Raw genomic sequence first — 17623 nt, 5'->3', positions numbered from 1 at the left:
GGAGGGCGCAAAAAAACGGGGCCCGGGCATCCCGGGCCCCGTGCGGGGAGCGTGCGCGGCGGCCGCGCCTCAGTGCACCGTCTTCACCTGCAGGTCGATGTCGTCCTTGCCGTTCTTGCGCTGCAGGATGCGCGCCGGGACCGGCATGCCGTCGACGATCCAGGCGGTGATCTGCTTGCCCTCGGTATTGGCCTGCACCACCTTGGTGGCCTGCTTGGACTGGCCGTCGATGGTGATCGACTCCTTGCCGGCGACCTTGTAGCTGATTTGCTTGACGCGGCCCTCGTCGACCAGGCGGTAGTTGAGCGGCTTGCCGGCGGCGACGTCGCGGGCCAGGGCGAGGTTGAGCAGCAGGCTGTCGACGTCGCCCGTCTCCAGCTTCACCGGGCCGGAGCGGTCCGGCTTGACGTCGCCGCCCCAGGTGGCCACGCCCTTGTTCCAGTCGTAGTTGGCGGTCTTGTCGGTCTTCTTGATCAGCAGCAGGGCCGAGTCCTTGCCCGACAGCGGCCGCCACTGTCCGTTCTTGTCCTCGAACACGGTGCTCTGGTTGAGCTGGATGCCGCCGCTGCCGATGGAGAGCGTGTATTTCCACTTGTCGCCGCCCTGCGATTCCAGCGTCATCTTGCCGGCGCCGGCGATGCCCATGTAGTTGGCCTGGTAGTCGGCGGAGAAGGGCTTGATCGCCAGCGCGGGGGCGCTGACGAAGGCGAGCGCCAAGGCGGCGGCGAGGGAGGCTTTCGCGGGGGAGATGCGGGTGGGGGACATCAGTTCACTCCTTGGTATTCGGTCAGGCGCAGATCGATGCCGTCCTGGCCGTTCTCGCGCTGCAGGATGCGTACCGGCGTGGGCACGCCGTCGGCGACCCAGAAGATGGTCTCATCGTTGCCGCCGTTCACGCGTGAAACGCGCAGGGCGGCATAGCTCAGCTCGCCGACCTGCACGTTCTCGGACTCGTTCGCCACCTCGTAGATGTGGTCGCGGGCGCGGCCGAGCTCGACGAAGCGGTACTGCAGGCGCTTGCCGGGCACCGCGTCGCGGATGATGGCCAGGTCGATCAGCAGGCCGTTCATGTCGCCGTCCTGCAGCGCGATGGGTTTCAGGCGCTCCTTCTTCAGGTCGCCCTTCCACTGCGCGCTGCGCGCGTTCCAGTCGTACACGCCGAGCACCTTCTTGCCCAGGAACAGGCCCTTGCGCACGGTGCTCTGGCTCAGCGGCCGGTATTGCTCGCCGACATCGTCGAACACCGTGCTCTGCTGGATGTTGAGGCCGAGGATGCCGGCGAAGCCGCGGCTGCCCTCGATGCCCAGGTCGGCGCGCCACTGCGCGCCGCCGTTGTGCACCACGCGCATGGTGGCGTGGCCGGCCAGCTTGCCTTCGTTGTAGGCCTGGTAGCTGGCCACGAACGGCTGCAGGGCGGGAGGGGCGGCCGCGTCGGGCGCGGGCGCGGCATCCTGGGCGTGGCCGCTGGGCAGCCACGCCGCGAGCGCGAAAGCCGCGGTCAGCAGAAGGCGTTTCATGATGCCGGCCATCATGCAAAGCGCTGGTTGGATGCCAGCTGAAGCGGCGCATGCGGCACGCCGTCGACATGAATGGGCGCTTCAGGCGCGGCGTCGGCGGGCAGGGCGATACGGCCGGCGGCCAGCCAGCGCACGGTTTCCACCAGCAGCGGGTGCTCGTGCTCCAGCACGCGCCCGGCCAGGGTCTCGGCGTCGTCGCCGGGCAGCACCGGCACGCGTGCCTGGGCGATCACCGGGCCGCCGTCCAGGTCGGCCGTGACGTAGTGGACGCTGGCGCCGTGCTCGCACGCGCCGGCGGCGAGCGCCTGCGCGTGCGTGCGCAGGCCCTTGAAGGCCGGCAGCAGCGAAGGATGGATGTTGATGATGCGCCCGCGCCGGAACTCCACCTCGCGCGGATCGATCAGGCGCATGTAGCCGGCGCAGACGATCAGGTCCGGCGTCTCGGCGTCGATGCGCGCGAACAGGGCGGCATCGTACTCGGCGCGCGAAGGGTATTGCCTGGGCGCCAGCGCATGCGCCGGAATGCCGGCCTCGCGCGCCCGCTGCAGGGCGCCGGCGTCCCGCCTGTCGGAGTACACCGCGACGATGCGCGCGGCCAGCGTGCCTGCGGCGATCGCGTCGATCAGCGCTTGCAGGTTGCTGCCGCGGCCGGAGGCCAGGACGACGAGGCGCGGACGGTCGGACATGGGGCCAGCGGCGGAAAGGGGGAGGCATCATAGGCCAGGACGCGCCGCGGATCGGGAGGGTGTCGCCGCCGCGACCGTGCGCATTCAGCAATCTGGGCCCCGATCGCGTACGGGCTCCTGGTCACGGAATGCGGGTGACCGAATGGCGAGGACGCGCGTGGAGCGCGTCCCCGTTCCCGAAAAGAGAGGGGCCCGCCTGCCTGGCCGTGTCGGTTCGCCCCTCTCTTTGGCGAGGTCTGTAGTGGAACTCCGGAGCGATGGCCGGTGCAGGCCATGCCGTGACGAACCAAGGGACGGGTTGGATGAAAACGTGGCGATGGGGGGCGCCGGGCATGCCGGTCGCGTCCGTGCAGGAGCGATGGCGTCCGCGCGCGGCGACGGCGTTTCCGATCGGCGTGACCGTGCTGGAGATCGATGCGGTGCCGAACGCGAGGAACGCCACGGCGCCGCTTCCGGACGGCGCGATGGACGCGTGCGGGCCTTTCCGCTACGCGCTGGTCGAGCTGATGCTCACGGTGGTCGAGGCCTGGGAGCGCAGCACCGGCCGGCCGCGGCTGGAGCTGGCGGAAAGCAGCCGCCTCTGGCACATCACCGTCGACGATGGCCGCCTGCGCGCCCGCGCGATGGAGCGCTACCTCAGCCTGTCGCGGCTGCCGCGCCATCCGCGCTGGCGCGAGGTGGTGCGTTCGGCCTACTACGTGCTCAACGAATGCGCGCTGGAGCCGTGCGTGCGCGTCGAACTGCAATCGCGCGTGGACGCGGTGCTGGCGCATCGCTGGCGACAGGCGCTGGGCAGGAGCTGAGCGCGCCGCCGCGGCGCCATCGCGGCTCGCTCGCAGGCTTGCGTCGCCGCACGCATCCGGCGCTGCCGGATGCGTGCGATGCCGATTGCCCGCGATCCGGCCTCCGTGCCGGATCGCGGAGCGGTGGCTAGCGTTCGCGCCCGTCGACGCCGTACATGAAGGTCACCGGCTCGCCGGTGGCGGCGCCGTAGGTGCCGGTCGGGCCGCCGCCCGGGCCGAACGGGCCGCCGCTCCAGTTGCTCTGGCCGAGCGAATAGATGTTCGCGCCGACCAGGCTGAGCGCGTTGAGCGCCGCTTCTTCCTTGGGCGCCGCGCCGTAGTAGGTGATCAGCGTGCGCGACTGCCCGGCGTTCAGCGTGCCGGCGAGGCGGAAGTCGAAATGCGCGCCGAGGTCCCTGGGACCCCAGTCGAGCAGATTGCCCACGCCGCCGAAGTTGCTGTTGGGGGACAGCGGATTGACCGAATTGAAGCCGTTGTCGTTGGCCTCGATGACCATCGGCGATCCCGCGCCGCTGATGGTGATGTACTCGGAGAAGGCATTGGGCGCCACGTCGTAGTCGATGCCGCGCGTGTAGCGCAGATCGTTGATGGCCTTCTTGCCGAGGTTCTGGAACGTCACCTCCACCCGGTAGAGATACGGCGTGACCGGCGTCGGCACGTAGCGGTGGGTGACCCGCAGCAGCGGTGCGCCGGCCGCGTCGAGGATGCGCACGACCGAGGTGGCGTCGCTGCTGGAGTAGGTGAACGAGTCGAGCAGCAGGTTGCTGCTGGTGCCCTCCCACAGCGAGGTCTGCGCGCTCACGCCCAGGTCGGCCGCGGCCACGCCCCAGCCTTCGCAGGGACAGCCGGGCGAGGCGGCGTCGGCCTCGTCCGCTCCCGACGGCGGCGCGAGCATGTAGCGCAGGCCCACGCGCTTGGTGCCGGCGCGGCCGATCGAGGTCTTCGCCTCGGGGCAGTCGACGTTGAGGTGGCCGGTCGGCGCGACGCCGAGCTTCACCGTGCCGTTGTCGATCACCGAGCAGTCCTTGGTCGGGTCGCAGGCGATGCCGGCATCGAAGGCTTCGCCCTGCGGCGTGCCGGTTTCCTTGCGCTCCTGGATCCTCTCCACGCGTGGCGCGAAGCTTCTCGGCTTGGGCGTGGTGCGCGCGGATTGCGGCTTCCACGCGTCGGTGCAGCCCGTCCACATGCCCGAGTCGGTCTGCACCAGGAAATAGTCCTGCGCGTCGCCGACGTTCTCCGGATCGCTGAAGGTGCTGCCGGCGATCAGCACATCCTCGTCGCGCCGGTCGATGGCCAGCAGCGTCTCGGCGTGCTTGAGCAGCTTGCCGTACAGGCGCGGTTGCGCGCCGGCCAGCAGCAGGTCGGCGATGTTGGCCACGAACAGGTAGCCGCGGGTGCCGGCAGAGGCGTTGTTCATGGTGCCGACCACCGCCAGCGCGCTGCCGCTCTCGCCCAGATCCGGGGTCTCCACCAGGTCGTAGGCGAATACGCTGCCGACGTCGGAGACGACGCTCTGCACGCGCGGCGTGCAGCTGCCGCGGGGGTAGCGGGCCAGGTAGGCGCTGGCCGGCGCCGCCTGGTCCCTGCCGGCGATGATGCCCACGGCCACGGTTTCGCCGGCGTAGTTGGCGGTGCGCAGCGCCGTGAGGCCGAGGAAGTCGCGCTGGTCCTGCCCGTCGCCGAGCATGGAATTGCACACCGGCGCGCCGCCGCCGTCGGTGCGGAACATCAGCGCGCGGCGGATGGCGGTCTTGTCGACGGCCGTGCCGGCGACGACGAGGTCGGTGGGCGCGCCGCTGCTGGCGATGTTCTCGGCCACCGCGCGGAAGCGCAGGCCAAGCCCGGCCTCGGGGCCGTCGTAGCCCTGGTCCCAGAGCACGCCGCCGCCCAGGTCCAGGCGCGCGATGCGGCCGCGGCCCGGGCCGCCGCCGCTGTCCAGCTCGTCGCCGACCACCACGATGTCGCCGGCCGGCGCGGCCTGCTTGCCGAAGCCGCCGGCCTGCAGGAGGTCGTAGCCGGTGGCGGTGTTCTTGCCGCTGCGGTTGCCAAGCAGGGTGGTCCAGCCCGGCTTGCCGTCGCAGCCGATCTGCAGGACGAAAATCTGCGAGCCGTCGCCGGTGTTCACCGATCCGGTCAGCGCGAAGCCGCGGCCCTCGCGCAGTTCGATGATGCCGTAGGCGCTGGAGGCGTGCGAATCGGCGATGCGATACGTCCATTGCGTGGGCGTGAGCACCGCGCCGCCGTTGTCGGCGCGCACCACAAGGACCTCGCTGCTGCCGTCGGGCAGCCGCCGCGTGCCGGCGGTCACCGAACCGCCACCCTCGCAGTAGCGCACCGTCTTGACGTCTTCGCCGCCGTCGCGCCATTCCTTTTCGCCGTAGTAGCTCTCGAAGCTCGCCGCTTGCGCCAGCGAGGACGCCAGCAGCAGGCCGCCGGCCGCGGTCAGGGCGAGTGACCGCCGCAGCCGCGAAACGCCATCTCCCTTGCCTTGCATGTGAACCCCCTTCCTGTCCGAGGAATCTTCCGGCGACGCGCCGGGCATAGCGACGCTAGCCAGACCGCGCCGTCGGGGACAGGAGCGAGCGGGGACGGAACCGGGACACGGCGGGAAGATTTCGCGTCGCGATAGCCGGTGAGAACGGGGGCGCCGGCTCGGCCGGGTCGCCTTGGCTCGGGGACGAGGCGTTTCGGCCGGCGCATGCACCGGCCGGGAGGCGGGCCGTCGGACGCATGCCGCGTCGGGCGTGCTCCTGCCGCCGCCTCAGGCGATGCGCACGCGCTCCTTGCCCCGTGCCGCGACCACCTCGCCGATGCGCCAATGCGCCAGGCCCAGGCGGTCGAGGTCGCCTTCCAGCGCCGCGGCGCCGTCGGCGGAGGCGATCAGCACGAAACCGATGCCGCAGTTGAAGGTGCGCCACATCTCCTGGGACGGCACCGCGCCCTCGCGCTGCAGCCAGTCGAACACCGGCGGCAGCGTCCAGGCCGAGGCGGCGATGTCCAGGCCGAGTCCCTCCGGCACCACGCGGATGATGTTCTCGGTGAGGCCGCCGCCGGTGATATGGGCCATGGCGTGTATCGGAGAATCCGCACAGGGATGTGCGGGCTTTTGCGAGGGACTCGCATCGCCGCCGCTGTCGCCGCGCAGCAGCGCGAGCACCGGCTTCACGTACAGCGCGGTCGGCGCCATCAGCGCATCGACCAGCGGCGTGCCGCCGAGGTCGAGCCCGGCCGGACGCCCGGCGCGGTCGTAGATGCGGCGGATCAGCGAATAGCCGTTGGAATGCGGACCGCTGGAGGCGATGCCGATCAGCACGTCGCCGGCGCGCACCTGGCCGCCGTCGAGCAGTTGCGACTTCTCCACCGCGCCGACCGTGAAGCCGGCCAGGTCGTATTCGCCCGGCGGATACATGTCGGGCATCTCCGCGGTCTCGCCGCCGATCAGCGCGCAGCCGGCCTCCTCGCAGCCGCGGGCGATGCCGCCGACCACCGCCACGGTGGTGTCGACATCGAGCTTGCCGGTGGCGAAGTAGTCCAGGAAGAACAGCGGCTCGGCGCCCTGCACCAGCACGTCGTTGACGCACATGGCCACCAGGTCGATGCCGATGGTGTCGTGGCGGTTCAGCTGCTGGGCCAGCTTCAGCTTGGTGCCCACCCCGTCGGTGCCCGAGACCAGCACCGGCTCGCGGTACTTGCCGGAGAGGTCGAACAGGGCGCCGAAACCGCCCAGGCCGCCCATCACCTCCGGGCGGAAACTGCGCCTGACCAGCGGCTTGATGCGTTCGACGACTTCGTTGCCGGCGTCGATGTCGACGCCCGCGTCACGGTAGGTGAGGGGGGTAGGGGTGGTCACGGGTGGCCGGGCCGGGGGCGAGTCAACAGCGGCCATTTTAACAGCGCCGCCCCATCGCAGGCGCCGAAATCGCGGCCGGCGAGGCGCCTGCGCTACCATTCGGTCCGAATTCTCGGTTGGAAGGACGAATGATGCGTCTGGGATTGCGGTGGGCGGGACATGGCAGGCGGTTCTGTGCGGCTCCTTCCGCGAGAGCCCGCGCCTGCCTGTGCGGACTTTCCCTGCTGCTGGGCCTGCTGTGCCTGGCCGGGACCGCCCAGGCGCAGCGCGTGGAAGGCGACCGCGCCGCGGCCCAGGGCATCTACGAGGCCGAGGTGCCGGTGAAGGACCAGACCGACGCCGCCCGCCACGGCGCCTTCGCCCGCGCCCTGGCCCAGGTGCTGAGCAAGCTGTCCGGCGACCGCGGCGCGCCCTCGCGCCCCGGCGTGGGCAAGGAGCTGCGCCGCGCCAAGGATTTCGTCGACACCTACGACTATCGCCAGGACGAGGGCACCAGCGCCAACGGCACCCCGACCTACCGCACCACGCTGGTGGTGCGCTTCAAGCAGGACGATGTCGACGGCATCGCCTCGGCCCTGGGCCTGCCGATCTGGCCGGAGCCGCGGCCCAAGCCGGTGCTGTGGCTGGGCATCGACGACGGCACCGGCCCGCGCTTGGTGGCGCTGGCGCAGAACAACGTCGCCCGCTCGGTGCTGCAGCGCGCGATCGAGCGCGGCTACCGCCTGGGCCTGCCGTCGGGCAGCGCCGCCGAGCAGGCCGCCGTGGGCGCGATCTGGCGCGGCGACAGCGCCGCCATCGCGCGCCTGTCGGCGCGCTACAGCCCGCCGATGCAGCTGATCGGCAAGCTCTACCGCGACAAGGGCGGCTGGACCTCGGACTGGATCTTCGTCGACAACGGCCGCGTGCTGTCGAAGTGGAGCGACAACGAGGGCGACGCGCGCCAGGCCATGGCGGCCGGCGCCGACGGCGCCGCCGACGCGCTGATGAAGAAGTACGCCAAGCGCGGCGCGTCCGGTCCGGCCGGCAAGTACCGGGTGATCTTCACCGGCCTGCGCAGCGCCGACGACTACATCCGCCTGTCCAGCACATTGCAGGGCATGTCGGTGGTGCGCGGGATGACGCCGATCCGCGCCACGCCCGAGGAGCTGGAGGTCGACCTCGACCTGCTCACCGGACTGGCCGGCTTCCGCCGCATGGCCGACGGCACCGCCCTGGTCGAGGTGACCAGCCAGGACGAGGCGACCGGTCCGGTCGTCGCGCCGGTCGTCTTCACGCTGCGCTGAGGCGGCCGATCGCATGACTCCCGACGCGCTGGACGATATCGCGCTGTTCCTGAAGCGGCTGCAGCGGGCGCTGGTGGCGCTGGCCGCCGGCTGGCTGGTCTGGCTGCTGGGGCCGGTGCTCACGCCGTTCGTGGTGGCCGCGCTGCTGGGCTGGCTCGGCGATCCGCTGGTCGACTGGCTCGAGCGCCGCGGCCGCTCGCGCAACACTGCCGTGATCCTGGTGTTCACGCTGATGGCGCTGCTCCTGGCGCTGCTCCTGGTGATCCTGGTGCCGACCATCCAGGCGCAGATCCTCACTCTGGTGGAGTCGCTGCCCACCTATCGCGACTGGTTCATCTTCACCGCGGTGCCGTGGGTCGAGCACCGCACCGGGCTGGAGATCGCCACCTGGCTCGATCCGGAATACCTGATCGAACAGCTGCGCACCCACTGGGAGCGCGCCGGCGGCATCGCCACCACCGCGCTCGGCTACCTGTCGCGCTCGGGGTTCGCGCTGTTCGCGTGGATGGCCAACATCGTGCTGGTGCCGGTGCTGACGTTCTTCTTCCTGCGCGACTGGGACGTGTTCATCGAACGCGTGGCGTCGCTGATCCCGCGCGCGCACCTGCCCACCGTCTCGCGGCTGGCGGCCGAGTCCAGCAGCATGCTCGGCGGCTTCCTGCGCGGGCAGTTCACGGTGATGCTGATCCTGGGCGCGATGTACGGCTTCGGCCTGTGGGCCGTGGGCCTGGACCTCGGCCTGCTGATCGGCATCGTCGCCGGGCTGCTGACCTTCGTGCCCTATCTGGGCCCGGTCAGCGGCGTGGTGTTCGGCGTGATCGCCGCGCTGGTGCAGTACGGCGACTGGAAGCACGTCGCCGGCGTGCTGGCGGTGTTCGGCATCGGCCAGGTGATCGAGAGCTATTGGCTGACGCCGAAGCTGGTGGGCGATCGCATCGGCCTGCATCCGGTGGCGGTGATCTTCGCCGTGCTCGCCGGCGGCCAGCTGTTCGGCTTCCTCGGCATGCTGCTGGCCCTGCCGGTGGCGGCGGTGGCCAACGTGCTGCTGCGCTACGCGCACGAGCGCTACACGCACAGCCGCCTGTACGCCGGCGACGCGCCGGCGATCGTGATGCCGGAGGCCGGCGGCACCGCCGAGAGCGGCATCATCCTGCCGCGCGACGACAAGGACGGCGACCAGGCGTGAGCCGCCCGGGGGCAGGCGCGGGCGGCATGGCCGGAGCGGCCGCGGGACAGGGCGGGCAGTTGCCGCTGGCGCTGCGCTATCCGCCCGACCAGCGCCTGGACACCTTCGTGGCCGCGCCGCAGGGCGCGCTGGCGCAGTTGCGGGCCATCGCCACGGGCGAGGGCGGCGACGGTGCGCCCGACCGGCCGGTGCTCGACTGGCTCTACCTGGCCGGCGCCGCCGGGACCGGCAAGACCCATCTGGCGCTGGCCGCCTGCGCGGAGGCCGACGCCGCGCACCGACGCAGCGCCTATGTGCCGCTGGCCGCGGCCGCCGGTCGCCTGCGCGAGGCGCTGGCGGCGCTGCACGACTACGACCTGATCGCCCTCGACGGCCTGGACGCGGTCGTGGGCGAGCGCGACGACGAGATCGCGCTGTTCGATTTCCACAACCGCGCCTTCGACGCCGGCAAGGCCGTGCTGTACACGGCGCGCCAGGCGCCGGACGCGCTCGGCCTGGTGCTGCCGGACCTGCGCTCGCGGCTGTCGCAATGCGCGCGCATCAACCTCTCCGCGCTCGACGACGAGGGCCGCCGCGAGATGCTGCGCCTGCGCGCGCAGCGCCGCGGCCTGGTGCTGGAGGACGCGGCGATCGACTGGCTGCTCAGGCGCGTGGGGCGCGACCTGGCCGGCCTGGCCGCGCTGCTCGATACGCTCGACCGCGCCTCGCTGGCCGCGCAGCGGCGCATCACCGTGCCGTTCCTGCGCCAGACGCTGGACGCGGCGAAGGCCGAATAGGCAGGGTGTCGCGCGCGCTCAGGCGCCGGCGAGCATGGCGTCGAGCTGCGCCAACCGTTCCGGCGTGCCGACGTCGGTCCATGCTCCGCGATAGCGTTCGCCGCTGATCCGGTCGCCGCGCATCGCCGCGCGCAGCAGCGGCGCGAGCTTGAAGCGGGGCGGCGCCGCGTCGGCGCCCGGCGCTTCGCCGATGACCGCGCGCCAGCCGGCGAGCAATTCGGGGCGATACACGCCGATGCCGGAATAGGTGAGCTTGCGCGCGCCGTCCGAGCGCACCAGGCCGTCGGCGTCGAGGGCGAAATCGCCCTGCGCGGCGTAGCCGGGCGCGTCCACCAGGACCAGATGCGCCAGTCCGGCGGGCGCGGCCGGCAGCGCGGCGAAATCGTAGTCGGTGCAGATGTCGCCGTTCACCAGCACGAAGGGATCGTCGCCGAGCAATGGCAGCGCATGCAGCATGCCGCCGCCGGTTTCCAGCGGCGTCGGGCCCTCGTAGGAATAGGTGATGCGCAGGCCCCATCGCCCGCCGTCGCCCAGCGCGCGCGGGAACTGCTCCGCCAGCCACGAAGTGTTGACCACGACTTCGCGGATCCCGCAGGCGGCGAGCTTTTCCAGGTGCCGGACGATCAGCGGCTTGCCGCCGGCTTCGAGCAGCGGCTTGGGCGTGGTCTCGGTGAGCGGGCGCATGCGCTCGCCGAACCCGGCCGCGAAGATCAGCGCCTTCATGCCGCGGTCTCCGAACGCATGGCGGGCCTGATGCGGGTTTCCAGCAGTTCGGCCAGCGGCTGCAGCTGCGGATGGCGCGGCAGCACCTCGTCGAGGTAGGCGATGAAGCGCGGTGCGTCGGCGATGTAGCGCGACTTGCCGTCGCGGTGGTGCAGCCGCGCGAAGATGCCGAGGATCTTCAGGTGCCGCTGCACGCCGAGCCAGTCGGCATCGCGCAGGAAGGTCTGCAGATCCGGCACCGGCAACCCTGCCGCCGCGGCGCGGGCGTGATAGCGGGCGAGCCAGCCGTCCACGCGCGCCAGCGGCCAGCTGAGGAAGGCGTCCTTGAACAGGCTCACCGCGTCGTAGGCGACCGGCCCGGTCACCAGGTCCTGGAAATCCAGCACCGCCGGGCCGTCGGCCACCGGCATCAGATTGCGCGGCATGTAGTCGCGGTGGGTGAGCACGCGCTTCTGCCCGAGCGCGTTGTCCATCAGGCGGCGCTGCACCAGCGCCAGGCGATCGCTGTCGCCGCAGTCCAGGCGCAGGCCGAGATGCCGGCCCAGGAACCATTCCTCGAACAGGCCGGCGTCGCGCTGCAGCAGCGCCTCGCCGAAGCTGCCCAGCTCCGGCGGCGGCGTAATCGCCTGCAGCCGCAGCAGCTGCCCGATGGCGGCGTCGAAGTGCGCGTCGGCGTTGTCGGCGGTCATGCTCTGGGCCAGCGTCGGTCCGCCGAGGTCCTCCAGCAGCAGGAAGCCCTGCTCGGCGTCCTGCGCCAGGACCTCGGGCACGCGCACGCCGCCGCCCGCGAGCAGTGCGCGCATGCGCAGCCAGGGGCGCACGTCCTCCTGGCCGGGCGGGGAGTCCATGACGATCCAGGTGCGGCCGTCGGCGGCGCCGGCGCGCCAGTAGCTGCGGAAGCCGGCATCGACCGAAGCGCGCTGCAGTTCCAGCGCATCATGGCCGGCGGCGGCGCGCGCCCAGTGGAGGCGTTGCTGGTCGCGCGGGAGGACGGGAAGGGACAAGGGCGGGCTCCGGTTTGCGCGCACAGGGTAAACTCCCGCCATGCAATCGGGCGAGACGGCAATGACTCCAGCCATTCCACGCGTGCAACCGGTCCTGCTCTCGGGAGGCTCCGGCACGCGGCTGTGGCCGCTCTCGCGCGAGGCCTATCCCAAGCAGTTCCTCGCCCTCGTCGGCGAGCGGACGATGCTGCAGGACACCTGGGAGCGCGTCGCGCCGCTGGCCGCCGCCGCGCCGATCGTGGTGGCCAACGAGGAGCACCGCTTCCTCGCCGCCGAGCAGCTGCGCCTGGTCGGGGTGGAGCAGGCGGCCATCGTGCTCGAGCCGGCCGGACGCAACACCGCGCCGGCGATCGCCGCCGCCGCGCTGCAGGCGATGGCCGGGGGCGAGGACCCGCTGCTGCTGGTGCTGCCGTCCGATCACGTGGTGCGCGATGCCGCGGCGTTCCGGCGCGCGGTCGAGACCGCCGCCGCCGTCGCCGGCGCGCCGGGGTCGGATGCGCTGATCACCTTCGGCATCGTGCCGCAGGCGCCCGAGACCGGCTTCGGCTACATCCAGGGTGAGGAGACGCGCTCTGCGAGCATCGCTCGCAGCGTCTCCGAACGCCCGGCCATGGATGGCCGGACCGGAGCATCCGGCGCCGACACCGTTTCGCCAGGGACGGCAGCATCAGAGTCAAAAGGTATTCTCCGCGTGCTGCGCTTCGTCGAGAAGCCCGACGCGGCCACCGCGCAGGGCTACCTCGACGCCGGCGGCTACTACTGGAACAGCGGCATGTTCCTGTTCCGCGCCTCGCGCTACCTGGCCGAACTGGAGCGTTTCCGCCCGGACATCCTCGCCGCGGTGCGGCAGGCTTTCGCGGCGGCCAAGCGCGACGGCGATTTCATCCGCCTCGACAAGGACGCCTTCGCCGCCAGCCCGTCGGATTCCATCGACTACGCGGTGATGGAGAAAACCGATCACGCCATGGTGCTGCCGGTGGACATCGGCTGGAACGACGTCGGCTCCTGGTCGGCGCTATGGGACGTCAGCGAGCAGGACGGCGAGGGCAACGCCCACCACGGCGACGTGATCGCGGTGGACACGCGCAACAGCTATGCCTACGCGCGGCGCCTGGTGGCCCTGGTCGGCGTCGACGACCTGGTGGTGGTGGAGACCGACGATGCCGTGCTGGTGGCGCGCAAGGACCGCGTGCAGCAGGTCAAGGACGTGGTGGCCCGGCTCAAGGCCGACCAGCGCAGCCACGCGGTGCTGCATCGCGAAGTGCAGCGTCCGTGGGGCAGCTACGACTCCATCGACGCCGACGACGGGTTCCAGGTCAAGCGCATCAAGGTCAAGCCGGGCGCGCGGCTGTCGCTGCAGTCGCACAGGCATCGCGCCGAGCACTGGATCGTGGTGCGCGGCACCGCGCGCATCACCCGCGACAACGACGTCTTCGACCTGCACCCGAACCAGTCCACCTACATCCCGCTGGGCGCGCGCCACCGGCTGGAGAATCCCGGCACGGAGATACTGGAGGTGATCGAGGTGCAGTCGGGCGGCTATCTCGGCGAGGACGACATCGTCCGCTACGAGGACGTCTACGGCCGGTCGTAGGCGCGTCGGTCAGGTCAACGGGCGTCCTGGGCCCCGTCCGCGGAGAAGATGCGAAAGCGCAACGGACGCACGCCGATGTCGCTGCCGGGCGCCGGCACCTCCACGCCGGGCGCGGCGACCAGGTCCAGCTCGAGCGCGCGCGCGCGGCCGGGCAGCGCCAGTTCCACGCCGATGCGGTCGGCCAGGCGGTGGATCGCCGTCACGTGCGCGCGCAGGCCTTCGTCGGCGGGCGCGATGGCCAGGTCGTGCGGACGCGCGTACAGCGTCGCCGCGCCGTCGGCCATGCCGTCGGCCGGGGCCTGCCAGGCCTGGCCTTCCAGCGAGAAGCGTCCGCCGCCGACGCGGCCCTCCAGCACGTTGGCGCGGCCGATGAACTCGAAGACGTAAGCCGAGGCGGGCGATGCGTAGATCTCCTCCGGCGTGCCCACCTGCTCGATGCGGCCGTCGCGCAGCACCACAACGCGGTCGGCCAGCTCCAGCGCCTCGTCCTGGTCGTGGGTGACGAAGACCGTGGTCTGGCCGGTCTGCTCGTGCAGCTTGCGCAGCCAGCGCCGCAGCTCCACGCGCACCTTGGCGTCGAGCGCGCCGAAGGGCTCGTCGAGCAGCAGCACCGTGGGATCGATCGCCAGCGCGCGCGCCAGCGCCACGCGCTGCTTCTGTCCGCCCGACAGCTGCTCCGGATAGCGTTCGCCGTGTTCGGGCAGCTGGATCAGCGCGAGCAGCTCCCGCACGCGCTGCGCGATCGCCGCGCGCTTGGGGCGCTTGCGCCAGGGACGGCTGCGCAGGCCGAAGGCGATGTTCTCGGCGACGGTCATGTGCTTGAACAGCGCGTAATGCTGGAACACGAAGCCGACGTTGCGCTCGCGCAGGCGCAGGCGCGTGGCGTCGACGTCGCCGAACAGCAGGCGGCCGGCCTCGGGCTGCAGCAGGCCGGCGATCACCCGCAGCAGCGTGGTCTTGCCGGAACCCGAGGGGCCGAGCAGCGCGACCAGCTCGCCCGAAGCGATGTCCAGGCTGACGTCGTCGAGCGCGGCGACGCTGGCGTAGCGCTTGCCGATGCCCTGCAGGTGCAGCGCGACGCCGTGCTTGGGGGAGTCCGTCATGGGGGCATCATGAACGATCGCGCCATGCGACGCATCCGGCTGCGGTTCGGATCGCGGTTCGAGCGGAATGAGGTTGACCAGAGCCATGCGGACGCCTGCGATCAATGTCGACGATGGGATTGCGCCAGGGCGTCGCCGTGGCGCGCCTCCAGCCAGAACTTCAGCACCAGCGTGACCAGCGCCAGGCCGGCCAGCAGCGAGGCCACCGCGAACGCGGCGGTGCCGTTGAACTCGTTGTAGAGGATCTCGATGTGCAGCGGCAGCGTGTTGGTGAGGCCGCGGATGTGCCCGGACACCACCGAGACCGCGCCGAACTCGCCCATCGCGCGCGCGCCGCACAGCAGCACGCCGTACAGCAGGCCCCACTTGATGTTGGGCAGGGTGACGCGGAAGAACATGGTCCAGGCGCCGGCGCCCAGCGAGCGCGCGGCGATTTCCTCGTCGCCGCCCTGCTGCTGCATCAGCGGGATGAGCTCGCGCACCACGAACGGGAAGGTGATGAACAGCGTCGCCAGCACGATGCCGGGGCGCGCGAACAGGATCTTGTAGCCGTGCGCGTTGAGCCAGTCGCCGAACCAGCCGTGGCTGGTGCTGAACAGCAGCACCAGGCACAGGCCGGCCACCACCGGCGAGACCGCGAAGGGCAGGTCGATCAGCGCCATCAGCACGCGCTTGCCGGCGAACTCGAAGCGCGTCACCGCCCAGGCGGTGAACACGCCGAACACCGCATTGAGCGGGATGACGATCGCGGCGGTGAACAGGGTCAGCTTCAGCGCGGCGACCGCGTCCGGCTCGCGCAGCGCCGCGAACCAGACGTCCATGCCCTTGGCGAAGGCGGCCGCCAGCACCATCACCAGCGGCAGCACCAGCAGCAGCGCCATGATCAGCACCGCCAGGCCGATCAGCGTCCAGCGCATCCAGGCCGGCCCCTGCAGGTGGTCGCGTTCAGCCATCGCGGCGTCCCTTGCGCTCGTGCGCGAACAGGCTGGGGATGGCGTTGATCGCCAGCAGGCAGACGAACGAGGCCGCCAGCAGCAGCGCGGCGATGGCGATGGCGCCGTTGTAGTCGTATTCCTCCAGGCGGATGGTGATCAGCAGCGGCGCGATTTCCGTCTGGTAGGGCTTGTTGCCGGCGATGAAGATCACCGAGCCGTACTCGCCCAGCCCGCGCGCGAAGGCGAGCGAGAAGCCGGTGAGCAGCGCGGGCAGCAGTTCGGGCAGGATCACCCGGCGCAGCGTGGTGAAGCGCGAGGCGCCGAGCGAGGCGGCGGCCTCCTCCTGCTCGTGTCCCAGCGTCTCCAGCACCGGCTGCGCCGTGCGCACCGCGAACGGCAGGCCGATGAAGACCAGGGCAATGACTATCCCGGTGGACGTGTAGGCGACGCGGAAGTCGGCCGGAAACAGGTCGAAGTCGCCGATCCAGGCGCCCAGGCCCCAGGGCAGCAGATGCACCAGCGCATTGAGCCCGTTCTCCAGCCACTGCAGGGCCGCGCCGAAGTGCCGGTTGAAACCGTCCTGCAGCGGTTGCAGCCAGCGTCCCACCCAGCCGTTGGGCGCGTACAGCGCGGTCAGCGCGATGCCGGCCACGGCCGTGGGCAGGGCGAAGGGCAGGTCGACGATGGCGTCGAACAGCCGCCGTCCCGGGAAGCGATAGCGCACCAGCACCCAGGCGATCAGCGTGCCGGCCAGCGAAGCCAGCAGCGCCGCGACCAGGGCAGTACCGAAGCTCAGCTTCAACGCCGCCTGCACGCGCTCGTCGTGGATCGCGCGCAGCCAGCCCTCGGTGCCGAGGCCGGCGGCGCGGAACGCGAGCGCCGCCAGCGGCAGCATCACGATCACGCCGAGCCAGGCCAGGCCCAGGCCCAGGCTCAGGCCGAAGCCCGGCAGCGGCCGGCGCCAGCGCGCGGGGGCGAGGGAGGAGAGGGAGAGTGCGGAAGCGCTCATGGATCAGCTGGAGAAGGATCGAACCCTTGCAACGGTGGGCGGCGAAGTCTTGCCGTGTCGCGATTGCGAACGAACCCTGCTCCCCGAACGGAAGAAGGGTCGTCGATGCCTGCCTCGGGAGCGGCTACTTCGAGGGCTTGTAGATGCGGTCGAAGAAGCCGCCGTCGGCGAAGTGCGCCTTCTGCGCGTTCTTCCAGCCACCGAAGGCATTGTCGATGGTGACCTGTTTGACGTCGGGAAACTTCGCCAGTTCCGCCTTGTCGACCTTGTCCGGCTCGGCGGGACGGTAGCCGTGCCTGGCCACCAGCTTCTGGCCCTCCGGCGAGTACAGCCACTGCAGGTAGGCCTCGGCCTGCTTGCGCGTGCCGTGGCGCTCGACGTTCTTGTCCACCCAGGCCACCGGCGGCTCGGCCTTGATGCTCAGGCTGGGCACGACGATCTCGAACTTCTCGCGCGTGTCGGGATCGGCCAGCGTCAGCAGCGCCTCGTTCTCCCAGGCGATCAGCACGTCGCCGATGCCGCGCTCGACGAAGGTGGTGGTCGAGCCGCGCGCGCCGGTGTCCAGCACCGGCACGTTCTTGAACAGCCGGGTGAGATAGTCGAGCACCTTGTCGCCCTCGCGGTACTCCTTCGAGGCCCAGGCCCAGGCGGCCAGGTAGTTCCAGCGCGCGCCGCCGGAGGTCTTCGGGTTGGGCGTGATCACGCCCACGCCCGGCTTCGCCAGGTCGGCCCAGTCCTTGATCTGCTTGGGATTGCCCTTGCGCACCAGGAACACGATGGTGGAGGTGTAGGGCGCGCTGTTGTGCGGCAGGCGCGTCTGCCAGTTCGCCGGCAGCAGCCTGCCGTTGTCGACCAGCGCATCGATGTCGGCGGCGAGCGCGAGCGTGACCACGTCGGCCTCGAGGCCGTCGATGACCGCGCGCGCCTGCTTGCCGGAGCCGCCGTGCGAGGCGCGGATGTCGAGCGTCTCGCCGGTCTGCTGCTTCCAGTGCGCGGCGAAGGCCTTGTCGTAGTCCGCGTACAGCTCGCGGGTCGGGTCGTAGGAGACGTTGAGCAGGTCCTTGGCCTGCACGGCGCCGGCCGACAGGGCGAGCGCGAGGCCGAAGACGAGGGAACGCAGTGGGGTGTTCATGGCGTGTCCTGGAGGAAGTGCG

Annotated in this window: 16 protein-coding genes; 5 read left to right on the top strand and 11 right to left on the bottom strand. The window is 71.2% G+C overall.

Going from position 1 to position 17623, the window contains the following annotated elements; all coding sequences use genetic code 11:
- Window positions 1-69: 69 nt before the first annotated feature.
- From MD221_RS09465 to purN, 3 genes are read right to left on the bottom strand one after another with little or no spacing between them, the layout of a single operon-like run.
- Window positions 70-765: a DUF3108 domain-containing protein gene (locus tag MD221_RS09465; protein ID WP_242110978.1), complete on the bottom strand. Its 696-nt coding sequence runs from the start codon at window positions 763-765 to the stop codon at window positions 70-72.
- Window positions 765-1517: a DUF3108 domain-containing protein gene (locus MD221_RS09460; RefSeq protein WP_242110976.1), complete on the bottom strand. Its 753-nt coding sequence runs from the start codon at window positions 1515-1517 to the stop codon at window positions 765-767. Before MD221_RS09460 ends, MD221_RS09465 begins: the two co-directional genes overlap by 1 nt.
- A gap of 11 nt (window positions 1518-1528) precedes the next feature.
- Entirely contained in the window at window positions 1529-2203 is a 675-nt protein-coding gene (gene purN / locus MD221_RS09455) for a phosphoribosylglycinamide formyltransferase (RefSeq protein ID WP_242110974.1), read from the bottom strand.
- 332 nt (window positions 2204-2535) lie between these two features.
- Between purN and MD221_RS09450 the strand changes: the two genes are divergently transcribed.
- Window positions 2536-3006, top strand: coding sequence for a hypothetical protein (locus MD221_RS09450; RefSeq protein ID WP_242110971.1), 471 nt, complete (start codon window positions 2536-2538; stop codon window positions 3004-3006).
- Window positions 3007-3133: 127 nt separating this feature from the next.
- Here MD221_RS09450 and MD221_RS09445 read toward each other — a convergent pair whose 3' ends face one another.
- Together MD221_RS09445 and purM are read right to left on the bottom strand one after the other, a co-directional pair.
- Complete coding sequence (locus tag MD221_RS09445; protein ID WP_242110969.1) at window positions 3134-5500, bottom strand: hypothetical protein; 2367 nt, start codon at window positions 5498-5500, stop codon at window positions 3134-3136.
- A gap of 267 nt (window positions 5501-5767) precedes the next feature.
- On the bottom strand, window positions 5768-6892 hold the full coding sequence (gene purM, locus MD221_RS09440) for a phosphoribosylformylglycinamidine cyclo-ligase (protein ID WP_242110960.1): 1125 nt from the start codon (window positions 6890-6892) through the stop codon (window positions 5768-5770).
- Window positions 6893-6987: 95 nt separating this feature from the next.
- On the opposite strand from purM, the gene MD221_RS09435 reads away from it, so the two are divergent.
- From MD221_RS09435 to hda, 3 genes are read left to right on the top strand one after another with little or no spacing between them, the layout of a single operon-like run.
- Window positions 6988-8139, top strand: a complete 1152-nt coding sequence (locus MD221_RS09435) for a DUF2066 domain-containing protein (protein ID WP_425602251.1) — start codon at window positions 6988-6990, stop codon at window positions 8137-8139.
- Between the two features lie 13 nt (window positions 8140-8152).
- Window positions 8153-9325, top strand: coding sequence for an AI-2E family transporter (locus MD221_RS09430; RefSeq protein WP_242110958.1), 1173 nt, complete (start codon window positions 8153-8155; stop codon window positions 9323-9325).
- A 26-nt stretch (window positions 9326-9351) separates the two neighbouring features.
- Window positions 9352-10101, top strand: a complete 750-nt coding sequence (gene hda, locus MD221_RS09425) for a DnaA regulatory inactivator Hda (protein ID WP_242110949.1) — start codon at window positions 9352-9354, stop codon at window positions 10099-10101.
- Between the two features lie 18 nt (window positions 10102-10119).
- Here hda and murU read toward each other — a convergent pair whose 3' ends face one another.
- Both murU and MD221_RS09415 read right to left on the bottom strand, forming a co-directional pair.
- The gene (murU, locus tag MD221_RS09420; RefSeq protein ID WP_242110947.1) at window positions 10120-10824 is read right to left on the bottom strand and encodes an N-acetylmuramate alpha-1-phosphate uridylyltransferase MurU; all 705 of its coding nucleotides are present in this window, start codon (window positions 10822-10824) and stop codon (window positions 10120-10122) included.
- Window positions 10821-11828 carry an aminoglycoside phosphotransferase family protein gene (locus tag MD221_RS09415; RefSeq protein WP_486624458.1) on the bottom strand — a complete coding sequence of 336 codons (1008 nt, stop codon included), beginning with the start codon at window positions 11826-11828 and terminating at the stop codon, window positions 10821-10823. Before MD221_RS09415 ends, murU begins: the two co-directional genes overlap by 4 nt.
- Window positions 11829-11889: 61 nt before the next feature.
- Here MD221_RS09415 and MD221_RS09410 point away from each other — a divergent pair, with 61 nt between their 5' ends.
- The gene (locus tag MD221_RS09410) at window positions 11890-13422 is read left to right on the top strand and encodes a mannose-1-phosphate guanylyltransferase/mannose-6-phosphate isomerase (protein WP_242110945.1); all 1533 of its coding nucleotides are present in this window, start codon (window positions 11890-11892) and stop codon (window positions 13420-13422) included.
- 14 nt (window positions 13423-13436) lie between these two features.
- Here MD221_RS09410 and MD221_RS09405 read toward each other — a convergent pair whose 3' ends face one another.
- The 4 genes from MD221_RS09405 to MD221_RS09390 form a co-directional block, all read right to left on the bottom strand.
- Window positions 13437-14525 carry a sulfate/molybdate ABC transporter ATP-binding protein gene (locus MD221_RS09405; protein ID WP_242110931.1) on the bottom strand — a complete coding sequence of 363 codons (1089 nt, stop codon included), beginning with the start codon at window positions 14523-14525 and terminating at the stop codon, window positions 13437-13439.
- Between the two features lie 101 nt (window positions 14526-14626).
- A complete protein-coding gene (gene cysW / locus MD221_RS09400) occupies window positions 14627-15478 on the bottom strand; it encodes a sulfate ABC transporter permease subunit CysW (RefSeq protein ID WP_242110929.1) in 852 nt (283 codons plus the stop codon).
- Window positions 15471-16469: an ABC transporter permease gene (locus MD221_RS09395; protein WP_242110920.1), complete on the bottom strand. Its 999-nt coding sequence runs from the start codon at window positions 16467-16469 to the stop codon at window positions 15471-15473. The genes cysW and MD221_RS09395 overlap by 8 nt, the downstream gene beginning before the upstream one ends.
- Window positions 16470-16593: 124 nt before the next feature.
- Entirely contained in the window at window positions 16594-17601 is a 1008-nt protein-coding gene (locus MD221_RS09390) for a sulfate ABC transporter substrate-binding protein (RefSeq protein ID WP_242110918.1), read from the bottom strand.
- Window positions 17602-17623 lie beyond the last annotated feature (22 nt).

It is taken from the genome of Luteimonas aquatica (genome assembly GCF_022662575.1).
Taxonomy (GTDB): domain Bacteria; phylum Pseudomonadota; class Gammaproteobacteria; order Xanthomonadales; family Xanthomonadaceae; genus Luteimonas; species Luteimonas aquatica.
Note: the sequence above shows the minus strand (reverse complement) of the source record. Positions and strands in the feature narration are given on the sequence as shown.